This window comes from Eikenella halliae (assembly GCF_001648475.1).
Taxonomy (GTDB): Bacteria; Pseudomonadota; Gammaproteobacteria; order Burkholderiales; family Neisseriaceae; genus Eikenella; species Eikenella halliae.
Genome location: NZ_LXSQ01000003.1, coordinates 69,913 through 84,777 on the forward strand (window position 1 = coordinate 69,913; position 14,865 = coordinate 84,777).

General features: G+C 55.0%; 12 protein-coding genes and 2 pseudogenes. 6 read left to right on the forward strand and 8 right to left on the reverse strand.

What is annotated here, in order from left to right; all coding sequences use genetic code 11:
• Positions 1-158: 158 nt before the first annotated feature.
• Positions 159-2,903: a preprotein translocase subunit SecA gene (secA, locus tag A7Q00_RS01010; RefSeq protein WP_064088793.1), complete on the reverse strand. Its 2,745-nt coding sequence runs from the start codon at positions 2,901-2,903 to the stop codon at positions 159-161.
• A gap of 312 nt (positions 2,904-3,215) precedes the next feature.
• Between secA and A7Q00_RS01015 the strand changes: the two genes are divergently transcribed.
• Complete coding sequence (locus A7Q00_RS01015; RefSeq protein ID WP_082887684.1) at positions 3,216-3,683, forward strand: DciA family protein; 468 nt, start codon at positions 3,216-3,218, stop codon at positions 3,681-3,683.
• A gap of 240 nt (positions 3,684-3,923) precedes the next feature.
• On the opposite strand, the gene bioB is transcribed toward A7Q00_RS01015, so the two are convergent.
• Together bioB and A7Q00_RS01025 are read right to left on the reverse strand one after the other, a co-directional pair.
• The gene (gene bioB, locus A7Q00_RS01020) at positions 3,924-5,012 is read right to left on the reverse strand and encodes a biotin synthase BioB (RefSeq protein ID WP_064088794.1); all 1,089 of its coding nucleotides are present in this window, start codon (positions 5,010-5,012) and stop codon (positions 3,924-3,926) included.
• Between the two features lie 242 nt (positions 5,013-5,254).
• Complete coding sequence (locus A7Q00_RS01025; protein WP_064088795.1) at positions 5,255-5,734, reverse strand: hypothetical protein; 480 nt, start codon at positions 5,732-5,734, stop codon at positions 5,255-5,257.
• 28 nt (positions 5,735-5,762) lie between these two features.
• Between A7Q00_RS01025 and A7Q00_RS13960 the strand changes: the two are divergent.
• A pseudogene (locus A7Q00_RS13960) lies at positions 5,763-5,875 on the forward strand (IS5/IS1182 family transposase); the annotation flags it as partial.
• 26 nt (positions 5,876-5,901) lie between these two features.
• The gene (locus A7Q00_RS13180; protein ID WP_156503673.1) at positions 5,902-6,039 is read left to right on the forward strand and encodes a hypothetical protein; all 138 of its coding nucleotides are present in this window, start codon (positions 5,902-5,904) and stop codon (positions 6,037-6,039) included.
• Here A7Q00_RS13180 and A7Q00_RS01030 read toward each other — a convergent pair.
• From A7Q00_RS01030 to yaaA, 4 genes are all read right to left on the reverse strand, one after another.
• A complete protein-coding gene (locus tag A7Q00_RS01030; protein WP_064088796.1) occupies positions 6,026-7,345 on the reverse strand; it encodes an MFS transporter in 1,320 nt (439 codons plus the stop codon). The genes A7Q00_RS13180 and A7Q00_RS01030 overlap by 14 nt on opposite strands.
• 436 nt (positions 7,346-7,781) lie before the next feature.
• The gene (gene mnmE / locus A7Q00_RS01035) at positions 7,782-9,149 is read right to left on the reverse strand and encodes a tRNA uridine-5-carboxymethylaminomethyl(34) synthesis GTPase MnmE (protein WP_064088797.1); all 1,368 of its coding nucleotides are present in this window, start codon (positions 9,147-9,149) and stop codon (positions 7,782-7,784) included.
• A 209-nt stretch (positions 9,150-9,358) separates the two neighbouring features.
• The gene (locus tag A7Q00_RS01040) at positions 9,359-10,894 is read right to left on the reverse strand and encodes an amino acid permease (protein WP_082887685.1); all 1,536 of its coding nucleotides are present in this window, start codon (positions 10,892-10,894) and stop codon (positions 9,359-9,361) included.
• A 799-nt stretch (positions 10,895-11,693) separates the two neighbouring features.
• Positions 11,694-12,467, reverse strand: coding sequence for a peroxide stress protein YaaA (gene yaaA / locus A7Q00_RS01045; RefSeq protein WP_064088799.1), 774 nt, complete (start codon positions 12,465-12,467; stop codon positions 11,694-11,696).
• 159 nt (positions 12,468-12,626) lie between these two features.
• On the opposite strand from yaaA, the gene leuE reads away from it, so the two are divergent.
• The 3 genes from leuE (at position 12,627) to A7Q00_RS01060 (ending at position 14,747) form a co-directional block, all read left to right on the forward strand.
• Positions 12,627-13,280: a leucine efflux protein LeuE gene (gene leuE, locus A7Q00_RS01050; RefSeq protein ID WP_064088800.1), complete on the forward strand. Its 654-nt coding sequence runs from the start codon at positions 12,627-12,629 to the stop codon at positions 13,278-13,280.
• A 232-nt stretch (positions 13,281-13,512) separates the two neighbouring features.
• Positions 13,513-13,854 carry a hypothetical protein gene (locus A7Q00_RS01055; RefSeq protein WP_064088801.1) on the forward strand — a complete coding sequence of 114 codons (342 nt, stop codon included), beginning with the start codon at positions 13,513-13,515 and terminating at the stop codon, positions 13,852-13,854.
• Positions 13,855-14,084: 230 nt separating this feature from the next.
• Entirely contained in the window at positions 14,085-14,747 is a 663-nt protein-coding gene (locus A7Q00_RS01060; protein WP_064088802.1) for a hypothetical protein, read from the forward strand.
• Positions 14,748-14,759: 12 nt separating this feature from the next.
• On the opposite strand, the pseudogene A7Q00_RS13190 reads toward A7Q00_RS01060, so the two are convergent.
• Positions 14,760-14,865 (reverse strand): annotated as a pseudogene (locus tag A7Q00_RS13190) (IS1595 family transposase); the annotation flags it as partial.

Consider the following 14,865-nt stretch of genomic DNA (forward strand, 5'->3'; position numbering starts at 1 on the left):
TGGCTTGTCTGGCCGTACTGCTTACACATCCGACCCGCCCGCCTTGCCCTGCACTTTTTAATCCGCCAGAAATCCCTGCCATACCAAACAAAAAGGCTACCTGAAACCCTGCATCCGGTTTTCAGGTAGCCTTTGATACCCAGTTTAAACGGGGCTGTTTAGCTCAATTTGCCATGGCATTGTTTGTAGCGCAGGCCGCTGCCGCAGGGGCAGGGGTCGTTGCGGTGCACCATTTGGCCGCGGGCAGTAAGGGCTTCGGGGCTGAAGTCGTCTTCGGCAAAGTCGGCGGCATCGGCGGCATTGCCATTGGCCGCCAGGTAGGTAATGTCCGGCGCAGCGGCATGGTTTTCTTGATATGCGACCTGCATGGGCGCGCTTTCCTCGGCCACCGGCTCGTTCAGCTCGAAGCGCACTTGCGACAGGAGCTTGGCGGTTTCATTGCGGATGTTCTGCCACAGGTTTTGGAACATCTCGAAAGATTCCATTTTGTATTCCTGCTTCGGATTCTTCTGGGCGTAGCCGCGCAGGTGGATGCCTTGGCGCAGGTAGTCCATGGCGGAAAGATGTTCGCGCCACTGGCTGTCCATCACCTGCAGGAAGATGTTGCGCTCGAACTGGCGCATCAATTCGGCACCAACCATTTCGGTTTTGGCGGCATAGTCGTCTTGCGCCAGCTTCCAAACCCGCTCTTTCACGTCTTGGTTATCGAGGGTGGGGTCTTGCTTGAACCACTCGGTAACCGGGGCATGAATATGGAAGTCGGCAAACAGCTGTTTCTCCAACGCCACCAAATCCCACTGCTCTTCGATGCTGTCGGCGGGCATATACAGATCAACCAAATTCTCGATTGCCTCTTGCCGCATCTCGGTCATCATGGCGGAGTTGTCTTCGGTTTCCAGCACTTCGTTGCGGCGGCTGTAGATAACCTTACGCTGGTCGTTGGCCACGTCGTCGTATTCCAGCACTTGTTTACGCATGTCGAAGTTGCGGCCTTCCACTTTGCGCTGGGCGCTTTCAATCTGACGGGTGAGCAGGCCGTGTTCAATCGGCACGCCGCGTTCCGGTGCCAGCTTTTCGAGCAAGGCAGCGTGGCGGTCGAGCGCGAAGAGGCGCAGCAGCGGGTCTTCAAACGAGAGGTAGAAGCGGCTGGAGCCCACGTCGCCCTGACGGCCGGAACGGCCGCGCAGCTGGTTGTCGATACGGCGGCTTTCGTGGCGCTCGGTGCCGACGATGTGCAGGCCGCCGGCTGCGATTACGCGATCGTGCTCTTCCTGCCAGCCGTCTTCCAGCTCTTTGATGCGGGCGGCTTTTTCTTCTTCGCTCAAATCGGGATCGTTGCGGATGATGTGGCTGAGGTGTTTCACGTTGCCGCCGAGCACGATGTCGGTACCGCGGCCGGCCATATTGGTGGCCACGGTAATCATGCCGGTTTTGCCGGCCTGCGCCACGATGTCGGCTTCGCGGGCGTGCTCTTTGGCGTTCAACACGTTGTGTGCCAAACCGGCGCGGGAGAGCATATTAGACACTAGCTCAGAGTTTTCGATGCTGGTGGTGCCTACCAGGATGGGCTGTCCTTTGGCATGGCGCTCTTTAATATCGGCCACCACAGCTTCGAATTTTTCTTCGGCGGTGCGGAATACCTGGTCGTTGAAGTCTTTGCGGATCATCGGCCGGTTGGTGGGGATGATCACAGTTTCCAAGCCGTAGATGCTTTGGAACTCGTAGGCTTCGGTATCGGCGGTGCCGGTCATGCCGGAGAGTTTGCTGTAGAGGCGGAAGTAGTTTTGGAAGGTAATGGAGGCCAAGGTTTGGTTTTCTTGACGGATTTCCACGCCTTCTTTGGCTTCCACGGCCTGATGCAGGCCCTCCGACCAACGGCGGCCGGTCATCAGGCGGCCGGTGAATTCGTCCACAATCACGATTTCGCCGTCTTGCACCACATAGTGTTCGTCCAAATTAAACAGGCTGTGGGCGCGCAAAGCGGCCATCAGGTGGTGCATCAGGGCGATGTTGGCGGTGGAGTAGAGCGAATCGCCTTCCTGCAGCAAGCCCATTTTGGTGAGAATTTGCTCGGCATGTTCATGGCCGGCTTCGCTGAGCAATACGGTACGGTTTTTCTCATCCACCCAATAATCGCCTTCGCCCTCTTCTTCTTTCTGGCGCACCAGCTGGGCGGGCACTTTATTCATCACCAAATACAAATCGGTGTTGTCATCAGCCTGGCCGGAAATGATGAGCGGGGTACGGGCTTCATCGATGAGGATGGAGTCCACTTCGTCCACCACGGCGAAGTTCAGCTCGCGCTGCACTTTGTCGCTCAGCTGGAGCACCATATTGTCGCGCAGGTAGTCGAAGCCGAATTCGTTATTCGTGCCGTAGGTGATGTCGGCGTTGTAGGCTTCGTGCTTGGCGGCCTGATCCATATTGGCCACAATCACGCCCACTTTCATGCCGAGGAAGTTGTAGAGCGGGCGCATGATTTCGGCATCGCGGGCGGCGAGGTAGTCGTTCACCGTTACCACGTGCACGCCTTTACCGGCGAGCGCATTCAGATACACGGCCAGCGTGGCCACCAGGGTTTTGCCCTCGCCGGTGCGCATTTCGGCGATTTTGCCCTGGTGCAACACCATGCCGCCGATGAGCTGCACATCAAAATGGCGCATGCCCAGCGTGCGACGGGAGGCTTCGCGGCACACGGCAAACGCTTCTTCCAAAATGTCGTCCAAGGTTTCGCCCTTGGCGAGCCGTTGTTTGAATTCTGCGGTTTTGGCTTGCAGCGCCGCATCGTCAAGCTGCTGGATGTCTTTTTCCATGCCGTTGATGCGTACCACGGATTTGCGGTATTGTTTCAGAAGCCTGTCGTTGCGGCTGCCGAACACTTTCTTGGTCAGTGAAGTAATCATAAAATATTTAATCCCTTATGCGGTATTGCTGTTGCCCCGTGTGCTCGATTCAAACTGCGGCGGCACTGCCCGCCAGCTGATTTCGGTTCAAATCTCATCCACTGCGATAGTAAAATAACGGGTAATTTTAGCATAATCAAACCCGTTCGCGCTTGGGAATATGGCCCGACCGGGCAGGATTTCAAGCGCATCGGGCAGGCTTTTTTGCTGCCAGCGGCAGTTTGCCTGTTTTCAGGTAGCCTCTTGACGAGGTTGTCAGGTGTATCCCGCCTGCTTTGCCATTGCCCAACCCCACTTTTCAGGTAGCCTTTCATGTCCGACCTCAACCGCCTCAACCCCGGCCGCCACAGCCTGCACAGCCGCGACAACCTCAGCCGTGGCGAATCGCAGCTGCACGACCTGATTATGCAGGCCGAAAGCTGGCGGCACACTGCCCAAACACTGGAAGCACGGCTGCCGGCCAAGTTGCAACAACATTGTCGGGCGGTGCGGGTGCGCGAAGGGGTTTTGGTTTGGTATGCAAGCAACAATATGGCGGCGGCACGGCTGCGGATGCTCGCGGCGGGGCTGCTGCCAGCCTGGCGGACGGTGTGCCCGGAGGTGCGCGAAGTACAGGTGAAAATCAGCACGCCGGAACAGGAGCGGCCGAAAGAAAAACAAGCCAAACTGAGCCGCACCGCCGCCGAACAGTGCTTGGCCGCTGCGGATGATTTGGCACACCACCCGGAGCTGGCAGCGGCACTGCGGCATTTGGCAAGGCATGCAGAGGAAAGCGAATAAGGCTGCCATCAGTTGGCAGACAACGGCAACCAATATCTTTCAGGTAGCCTCTCTACATATATAAAAACAGCATGACGCAACATCATGCTGTTTTTTTATAGTGGATTAACAAAAACCAGTACGGCGTTGGCTCGCCTTGCTGTAACGTGTGTACTGTCTGCGGCTCGCCGCCTTGTCCTGATTTTTGTTAATCCACTATAGTTTTCAGGCTACCTGAAAAGGCTACCTGAAATCTGAAACTCAATGCGCACAGCCGCAATGCCCGCCGCCGCAACCGCCGGCTGCGTGGCGGTTTTCAGGTAGCCCGTCTGCCGTCTCATCCGATTCGGCATGATAATCCAGCGGCACCAAATCCAGCTTGGCCATCAGCAGGCGGTCGCCGTCTTCGTCGGGGTTTTCCGTGGTTAAGAGCTTGTCGCCGTAGAAAATCGAGTTCGCGCCCGCCATAAAACACATCGCCTGCATGGATTCGGGCATATTGCTGCGCCCGGCGGAAAGGCGCACGAAACTCTTCGGCATGGTAATCCGCGCCACGGCGATGGTGCGGACGAACTCCGTCCAATCCAAATCTTCGGCATCGGCCAGCGGCGTGCCTTCCACTTTCACCAGCTGGTTAATCGGCACACTTTCCGGCTGCGGGTCGAGGTTGGCGAGGCTGGCAATCAACCCGGCGCGCTCGGCGCGGGTTTCGTTCATGCCCACAATGCCGCCGCAGCAGATTTTCAGGCCGGCGTTGCGCACCTTGCCTAGGGTGTCCATGCGGTCTTCGTGTTTGCGGGTGTGGATAATGTCGTTGTAACGCTCGGGGTCGGTGTCAAGGTTGTGGTTGTAGTAGTCTAGGCCGGCTTTTTTGAAGTCTTCCGCCATGCCATCTTCCAGCATGCCGAACGTGCCGCAGGTTTCCATGCCCAAACCCTTCACGGCTTTGATGATTTCGGACACCACAGCCACATCTTTCGGCTTCGGCCCGCGCCATGCCGCGCCCATGCAGAAACGGCTGGCGCCGCGCGATTTGGCGATTTTGGCTTTTTCCACGATTTCGCCCACATCCATCATCTGCTCTTTGCCCAGATTGGTGTTGTGGTGCGCCGATTGCGGGCAGTAGGCGCAATCTTCCGGGCAGCCGCCGGTTTTGATGGAAAGCAGGGTGGAAAGCTGGATTTCGCGCGGGTTGAAATTCTGGCGGTGAATTTCGGCGGCACGGAATACGAGGTCGAGAAAGGGCAGCGAAAACAGGGCTTCGACATCGCATTTTTTCCAATACTGCGCGGTGGGATGCGGCTTAGGCTCGATTTGACGGCGCAAAGCCACCGGGGAGAGGGTGGTCATAGGTGTGTTCCTTCAATAAAAGTTTGCGGCGGCGCAATGTCGCCGACGGGCAAAGCCAGGTCGCAATGTCCGCGGCCTGCCCTGACTGGTCGGAAGCTTGATTCCGAAGGCGGCAAGTGTAGCCAAAAACCAAACGGCAGGCTACCTGAAATCCCCAAATCCCGTTTCAGGTAGCCTTGGGCTTAACAAACATGGGCTACCTGAAAATTTCTGCAACCTATGCTGCGCAGGCAACAAGCCCGCTATATTTGCTTTGCCCTATCTTCCTCTGCAGCCCGCTGTGCTTCTTCGTATTTTCTATATGCTTCTTCTACCGCCTTCTTTGAAAGAGGTGCGCCGCATCGTGCGCAATACTTAATAAATGGCGACACTCCTCTGGAAACAGAAAATGACAGACCGGTAAATGAAACCACCTTTCCGTTTAGCCCCTGAGTTTTATGGCAATGCGGGCAGATTCCAAAAATAATGGTTGTAATAATGGTTATAGGTATGACTATAGGCATATAGTACATAAAAAATAAACCAATAGAATCTTTCTCTGTCAGAACCTCACCGGTATATATTTTTTGTATTAAAGCAAGGATTCCTATAGCGGCAAACCCGTAAAAACCAAGCTTAGGGATCATCAGCTTTCTCTGCATAGCATTGGCCAGCTTTAAATCCCGCTCTTTGTTGCTGTTGCTAATATCATATTTATAATTATATTTATCCATCTTATTCATGTTGCTTTGCCATCAGATAAACCATCTCACGTTTTATAGTGGATTAAATTTAAATCAGGACAAGGCGGCGAGCCGCAGACAGTACACACGTTACGGCAAGGCGAGCCAACGCTGTACTGGTTTAAATTTAATTCACTATATCATATCAGTTCCCTTCCCAATCCGGCATGGCATCTACCTATTTAAACTGGCAAGCTGCATCTGCCGCTTTCAAATCTTCAGGTAGCCTCCAGCCATCTTTAAAAAGGCTACCTGAAATTTTTCAGGTAGCCCTTTCCGCGCTTTATGCCGCTAATCCGCGCTAATTTCCTCCAGCGTACGCCCCTTCGTTTCCTCACCCAGCAGCACAATCACCAGCACCACCGCCGCCAGCACCGCTGCAAACATCACGAAAATCTGCGCGAAACCGCCGCTGCCGCTCATACCGGCCACCACCATCGGCGCCACAATCCCGCCGATGCGCCCCACCGCGCCCGCCCAGCCTGAGCCAAACGCGCGGAAGCGCACCGGATACAGCTCCGGCGTGTAAGTGTAGAGCACGCCCCACGCGCCCAGGTTGAAAAACGACATCAAACTGCCCCACAGCATGATTTCCAGCGTAGAGCCGCTTTGGCCGAAACAGTAGGCGCACACCGCACACGCGCCCAAAAAGCCCGCCAGCGTGGCCTTGCGCCCGATTTTTTCCACCAGCACCGCCGCCGCAAAATAGCCCGGCAACTGCGCCAGAATCATCACCAGCACATATTCAAACGTTTTCACCACCGAATAGCCCTGCCCCGCCAACAGCTTGGGCAGCCAAGTGAAGATCCCGTAATAAGAAAACACGATGCCGAACCAAATCAGCCACAGCATCAGCGTGCGGCGGGCAAACGGCGGCCGCCACAGCTGCGCGAGGCGGATTTTCTCCTTCTTCTGCACAGTCGGCACAATCATTTCCGCCGCCTGCGCCACGCCCGATTCCGCCTCTAAACGGCACACCAACTCGTGCGCCTCCTCCGCCCTGCCTGCCGCAATCAGATAAGGCACCGATTCCGGCAGCCGCTTCCACACCGCAAACGCATACAAAAGCGGCACCGAGCCCGCCGCAAACGCGCTATGCCAACCGAATTTCGGAATCAGAAAATACGAAGCCAGCGCCGCCGCCAGCCAGCCCAAGCCCCAAAAACTCTCCAGCAGCACGATAAAGCGCCCGCGCACCTTCGGCGGCGCATACTCGCTCACCAGCGACACCGCCACCGGCAGCTGCCCGCCCAAGCCGAAGCCCACCCAGAAGCGGAAAAACAGCAGCGCGGCCAAGTTCGGCGACAACGCGCACAAACCCGTGGCCGCGCCGTAGAGCACCATGGTGCCCGCAAACACATTGCGCCGCCCGAAACGGTCGGCCGCCCAGCCGCTCAACACCGCGCCCAGCGCCATGCCCACAAAGCCGATGCTCACCACCCAGCCCGACTGCTGCGCACTCAAGCCCCACTCTTTGGCCAAAGTCACCAACACAAACGACACCATGCCCGTGTCCATCGCATCAAACAGCCAACCCAGCCCAATTAGGGCCAGCAGGCGGTAGTGGAAACGGCTTAAAGGCAGCGCATGCAGGCGCGACAAAATATCCATTGGGTTTCTCCTCGTGAAATGTGGGAAGGCTACCTGAAAACACAGCGGCACGGTTTGAAAATATCGAAACGATATAGCTGAATTTATTTCAATTTCCAATAAGCCGTATCGCTATATGCTTGGCATAAAACAGAATATGAATTAAGCGGTTTAACTGCATAAAAATAATAATGGCTCGCATTATAACGAGCCGTAACGGCACATGCCAGCCATTTGCCTCAAAGCGGCGGCAACCGGGAAAGTTTCCCGTTCCCGAAATCCCCTCACCACCATGCCACATAAATTCAGCATAATATCAACACATTCTTTGGTGAAACACCTAATCCCAAACAGTTCTGCCACGCAGAAAGACTACCTGAAAATTCAGGTAGCCTTTTCCCTTACCGCAAGCGGGAAACCAACCCGCAATGTGCAGTATATCCGCCTTCCAAACGCTCTATTTGCCGATACAGAAGCGGCTGAAAATCACGCCCAGGAGGTCGTCGGCGTTGAATTCGCCGGTGATGGTGTTGCAGGCGTTTTGTGCCAGTCGCAGGTGTTCGGCGAAGAGTTCGAGCTGGTGGCGGCCGCACAGGGCGGCGAGTTCGAGCTCGGCTTGGGCGGCTTCCAGCGCGCGCAGGTGGCGGCTGCGGGCGAGAAACAGGCTTTCGCTTTCGCCCTGCCAGCCGATTTGCCGCAGCAGAGCCTGTTTGAGCAAATCGAGCCCGGCGCCGTTTTTGGCGGAAAGTTTGATCAGGGTGTCGGCACCGCTGGGTTGGCCGCTTTGCTCGCAGCTTTCCGCTGCTTCGCCGCTGAGGTCGATTTTATTGCGGATTTCAATGCGTTTGAGCCTAGGCGGCAGCTGGGCGAGGATTTTACAGGTAGCCTCGTTCAGCCCTTCGTTCGGGTCGATGAGAATCAAGGCCACGTCTGCTTGCCGCACGGCCTGGCGGCTGCGCTCGATGCCGATTTGCTCCACCGGGTCGGCGGTATCGCGCAGGCCGGCGGTGTCGATGATGTGCACGGGAATGCCTTCGAGCGTAATCTGCTCGCGCACGGTGTCGCGGGTGGTTCCGGCGATGTCGGTAACAATCGCCACATCCTCACCGGCCAGGGCGTTGAGCAGGCTGGATTTGCCCACATTGGGCGCACCCACCAGCACCACGTTCATGCCTTCGCGCAAAATCGCGCCCTGCCCGGCTTGGGCAAGCACTCGGGCAAGACGCTCCTGCAAGGCGGCGAGGCGCTCGTCCACCTTGGCTTCGGCCAGAAAATCGATGTCTTCTTCAGGGAAATCCAGGGTAGCCTCCACCAACATGCGCAGGGTGATGAGTTCGTCCACCAGCTCGTGAATCTGCCGGGAAAACGCGCCTTTGAGCGAGCGAACGGCCAGGCGGGCGGCAGATTGGCTGGCGGCGTCGATAAGGTCGGCCACGCTTTCGGCCTGCGCCAAATCGAGCTTGCCGTTTAAGAAGGCGCGTTTGGTGAATTCGCCCGGCTCGGCCGGTTGTGCACCCAGCTCGAAGCAGCGTTGCAGCAGCATCTGCAACACCACGCGTCCGCCGTGGCCGTGCAGTTCGATCACGTCTTCGCCGGTGAAGCTGGCGGGGGCGGGGAAATAGAGCAGGAGGCCGTTATCGATGGCTTCGCCTGCGGCATCGACGAAATCGGTGTGGAGCGCACGGCGCGGCTGCGGGGTTTTGTCGCCGCTGATTTGCTGTGCCAGCGGCAGCAGCTGCTTGCCGGATAGCCGGATAACGCCCACCCCGCCCTGCCCGGCGGCAGTGGCGATGGCGGCGATGGTGGGAGTGGATGGCGATGACATAGGGCTACCTGAAACCGTAAAAATAAAAAGCAATATATAGTGAATTAACAAAAACCAGTACAGCGTTGCCTCGCCTTGCCGTACTATCTGTACTGTCTGCGGCTCGCCGCCTTGTCCTGATTTTTGTTAATCCACTATAACACAACTACAAAAGGCTACCTGAAAACTTGAAACACGGTTTTCAGGTAGCCTTTTATATAAGGGGGGGCTTATTCGTCTTCGTCCTCTTCCTCGTCGCCCAAATCCACTTCCTCAAGCGGGATCACCCGGGTGCGGTAGCGCAGTTTGTGGTAGAGGTAGAAACCGAAGAACACGGGCAGGCCCATATAGGTCACCATAATCCGCTGCCAATCCACGTCGCCATGCATCACCAGCTGCGTGTCCTGCCCCAAAATCACCAACACGCACAATACCAGCGCAATCAGCGGGCCGAAGGGGAACCATTTGGCGCGGTAGTCCAAATCTTTCAACTCAAAGCCTTGGGCGATATAGGCGCGGCGGAAGCGGTAGTGGCTGATGGCGATGCCCAGCCAGGCGATGAAGCCGGTGAGGCCGGAGGCCGCCACGATATATTGATACGCGCCGTCGTTGAAAATCTCGATGAGGAACAACGCCAATACCACCACTGCCGTAGCCAGCACCGCCCGCATCGGCACACCGAAGCGGTTTACCTTGCGCAAACCTTTAAACGCCATGCCGCTTTTGCCCATGGCATACAGCATGCGTGCCGAAGCATACATGCCGGAATTGCCGGCGGAGAGGATGGAAGTGAGAATGACCGCGTTCATCACCGCCGCCGCCATGGCCAAACCGGCGCGTTCAAACACCAGCGTAAACGGCGATTTGGCGATTTCCTCCACACTTTCCGCGCCCAACAGCTCCGGGCTGGTATAAGGCACGAGCAAGCCGATTACCAAAATGGCCAAGATGTAGAAAATCAGAATGCGCCAAAACACCTGTTTTACCGCTTTCGGAATGCTCTCTTTCGGGTTTTCCGATTCACCGGCGGTGATACCGATGAGTTCTGTGCCTTGGAAAGAGAAGCCGGCGATCAGGAACACGCCCAACATGGTTAAGAAGCTACCTGAAAAACCGCCGCCCAAAAACGGCGCTTCGCCCACGGTGAAGTTGGCCAGGCCAACGTATTTACCGCCCAGCAGGCCGAAAATAGTGAGCACGCCCACGCCGAGGAATACGATGACCGTAATCACTTTAATCAGCGCAAACCAATATTCCGATTCGCCAAATGCCTTAACCGACAATAAATTCAGCAGCACAATCAGCCCGAAAAACAGCAAGCTCCAGCCCCAGGGTGGCATAAAGCGCATCGGTTCCCAATACGTGATGACCAAAGAGGCAATGGAAATATCCGCCGCCACCGTAATCACCCAGTTAAACCAATAATTCCAGCCCAAGGCATAGCCCAGCGAGGGATCGACAAACTTGGCGGCATAAATGGAAAACGAGCCGGACACTGGCAGATAAGTAGCCATTTCGCCCAAGGAAGTCATCAGGAAATACACCATCAGGCCGATGGCGGCATAAGCCACCAACGCGCCGCCCGGACCCGCCATATGGATGGCGCTGCCGCTGGCCATAAACAGGCCGGTGCCGATGCTGCCGCCGATGGCGATCATGGAAAGATGGCGGGTTTTCAGATGACGTTGCACTTTGGTGCTGCCAGAAGAAGCCGGTGCGGACGCCACGGCCGCCGCCGCAGCGGAATTATCATCAAAAGAACTCATTTCGGCTCCTTTCAAAAAAGCATATAGCCAAAACCTTTTCTGCCATAATTTATTGAACAGCAACGAAAAATGATTTTAGCTATACGTTATTACGCACAGCGGCGCACCAGCACCGCAACTCAATTTTGGGCGGATTATAAACTCTGATCGCCCGCTGCAAAACCCATAATTTCCCCTGGCGGCCAAATCAGCCAAATTAGCCGCCTTTTTTAATTGGCACATTACTCAACCGGCACCCAACCCGTTGCCCCGAAAGCCGCTTAATACCTGGCCTCACGCGTCGAGCAAGCCCCGAGTTGCCGCCGCGAAAAAACGTAACATAAAAACCACATTCGCCCGAGGGGCTCTCCCCAAAATATAGTGAATTAACAAAAATCAGGACAAGGCGACGAGCCGCAGACAGTACAGATAGTACGGCAAGGCGAGACAACGCTGTACTGGTTTTTGTTAATTCACTATACTTGCAGGCTACCTGAAAACGCCCGGTTGGGTTTCAGGTAGCCTGCTTGATGTGGCGGCACGCGGTGCAAAACAATGCGCCGCTGCCGGTTGGCAAAGGAGAAGAAAACAGCAAAGCCGATTAGTGTGGGCTCGACAAAAGGCTACCTGAAAACACCGGCTCAAAATGAAAATATAGTGAATTAACAAAAACCAGTACAGCGTTGTCTCGCCTTGCCGTACTATCTGTACTGTCTGCGGCTCGTCGCCTTGTCCTGATTTTTGTTAATTCACTATACCGCCCCGGCTGCATTCTCAAATTTCAGGTAGCCTTCACTTCCCCATTACGGCCTGCCGCGCATCACTGCTCGCCGCGCCGGAACACCCATTCGTTTTCCGAAGAAGCCGCCGCGCAGAAGGCGTAGCCCTCGCTATTAAAATCCAGCAGCTGCTCCGGCTCGGTGATGGCGCGTTCGGCGGCATAGCGCAGCATCAGGCCGCGGGCGCGTTTGGCGTAGAAACTGATGATTTTGTAGCGGCCGTTTTTTTCGTCTTGGAACACAGGGGTAATCAGGCGGCCGCCGAGTTTGGCAGGTTGCACGGCTTTGAAATACTCCTGCGACGCCAGGTTCACCAACACATCGGTTTGCGCTTCGGCCATGCGTTCGGCCAGCAATTCGGTAATCAGGCCGCCCCAGAAGGCGTATAAATCCTTACCGCGCGGGTTGACCAGCTTGGTGCCCATTTCCAAACGGTAGGGCTGGATTAAATCCAAGGGGCGCAACAGGCCGTAGAGACCGGAGAGCAGGCCGGCATGACCTTGCAGCCAATCAATTTGCGGCGGGGTGAGGCTCTCGGCATCGAGGCCTTCATACACATCGCCGTTAAACAAATACACCGCCTGCTTGGCGTTTTGCAGGCTGAAAGGCGGCTGCCAGGCCGCATTGCGCTCGGCGTTGAGGCGGGCGATCTTGTCCGAAACGCCCATCAGCGCCGACAAATCCTGCGGTGCCAGCTCGTGCAGTTGCGCCATCAGGATGGCAGACTGCTCAAGCAGCGCGGGCTGGCTGTGTTCCTTGGTGGGCGCGGCGGCGGTTTCGTTTAGGTTTTTAGCGGGCGAGAGGATGAAAAACATGGCGTTCTCTTTAATGAAGGGGGCAAATTGGCGGGCAGTTTAGCTGCCTGCGGGGCAACAGGCAAACGGCGAAATAAATCGGCACGATAGTTTTCAGGTAGCCTACACCCCGCCTGCCTCATTAAAATAGCCGCCTCTACAAAAGGCTACCTGAAAACCATGTTCGGCATCATCAATCCCCTCTCCTACCTAATCGGCACCATCATCCTCATCATCATGCCCGGCCCGAACAGCATGTTTTGCCTCTCCGTAGCCGCACAACAAGGTGCGCGCAAAGCCTACCGCGCCGTATTCGGCGTGCTGCTGGGCGATTCAGTGCTGATCCTGCTCACCGTGCTTGGCGCAGGCACCGCACTCAAGCTCTATCCCGCCCTATTTCATGCCATGAAGCTTGCCGGCGGCCTGTATCTGGCCTACATCGGCTTCGGCCTCTTGCGCGGCGCATTGCGCAAATGGTTTGCCCCGCCGCCCGTTTTGGCAGCCGGTTTGCCGCCCACCCCGCCCACCGGGCACATCTTCAAACGCGCCCTGCTGCTCAGCCTCACCAACCCCAAAGCCATCCTGTTTTTGCTGTCGTTTTTCGTTCAGTTCGTCGATCCCGCCTATCCGCACCCCGCCCTCTCCTTCCTGCTGCTGGCACTGGTGATGCAAACCGTCAGCTTCAGCTACCTCACCCTGCTCGTTTTCGCCGGCCACCGCCTCGCCAACCTGTTCCGTCGCCACCGACGCGTTACCACCGTCTGCACTGCCGCCACCGGCCTGCTCTTTATCGGCTTCGCCGTGAGCCTGTGGCTGGCCGGAATCGAGTTTTAATTTACGGCTTCAGGTAGCCCTGCTTCAGAAAGAAATATAGTGGACTAACAAAAATCAGGACAAGGCGGCGAGCCGCAGACAGTACAGATAGTACGGCAAGGCGAGACAACGCTGTACTGGTTTAAATTTAATTCACTATAACTGCTCAGGCTACCTGAAAAGCAAAACAGATTGCCGTATAATTGGCGGCATTTGGCCTCGCGCCCCATCTTTGCCGAATTTAAGGAATCTCATGCGCAAACTCCTCCCCTTCCTCGCCGCCCTCGCCCTTTCCGCCTGCTCCAGCCTCGGCAACCAAGCCTTCAGCGGCGAAAGCGCCACTTTCGGCAGCGACAACATCCTGCGCGACGACGTGCTCAAAGTCGTGCACACCGCCGAAGCCGCCTCGTTCAACTGCCGCAACATCGAATCCGTACACAGCAAAATCAACAACGCACAAAAAGTGCACGGCCGCATGCAGGTGCGCGAAATCTGGACCGTCCGCGCCTGCGGCCAAGCCCACCACTACCACATCGGCCTCTTCGAAGACGAACGAGGCGAAACCGACTTCACCGTACGCCTGATTTCCCGCTAAACGCGAAGAAAGGCTACCTGAAAAATATTGCGCCTTTTTTAGCTTCGCAGATTTTCAGGTAGCCTTTAAGCGGCAAAGAAGATAATTCAAACGACCTTTGAAGCCAAGCGGTAGAGTGTGTGCCGCAAGGCACGCACGCGGTGGGTTGAGGTTGCAGGGAAAATGGAGAACGCGTGCGTGCGTACCGCACACACACTACATGCGGGCTAAGGCTTGCTTAAGGATTTATCATGATTACTTTAAAAAAAGATAGAAACTTAGTTTACATAAAAAACTGGTCTGATTTAGAAGAAATGGCTGGTTTTAAAAGAGAGATAAATCCAGAAGAAACCAAATTAAAAGAAATTATAGGTCAGTACAGTGGAGAACATGGAAAAGTTATATGTGGATTGAAAAATTGCCACACTCAACATCAAAATGGTTACATTGTAGTATCTACTGATGGACATATTACAAATATTGGAAAAGATTGTGGAGAAAAATATTTTGGGGTTGATTTTAAAACCATGTCATCAAAATTAACTCAAGATATCAAAGACTACATCAATAGAGAAGAATTACATACCTTCAATTTAAATAACTTAAATGAATGGTGTGAGGCACGGCTTAAAATTGCAAAAAATATTAATCGATATATTAGTCAATTAAGAGATGGTAAAGGAATTCCAGAAACTATCCGCAAAAAAATTTCAAAAATGTCTAGAGATAGGACTTATCAAATAAAAATTGAAAGAGAACTAACAGAAAAAGAAAAAGCTGTCTACGAAAATACAGGTAGAACCGGAATTAAATATATTGAAGAAAATGTAGCGACAGTTTCTGGTATAGAAGCAATGTATGATCAGAATAATTTAAAACTTCTAATTACCGATACACTAAAAAAATGGGGCTGACGTAGATTAGCCCTAAATTCCACACCAATCCCGCAGGATTTTAAGCTGTTGAGACGGTGTGCCGAAGTTAAATCGAAACTCACATTCTTTCAAGAACAGTGGGAAAGATTTGCGGTCG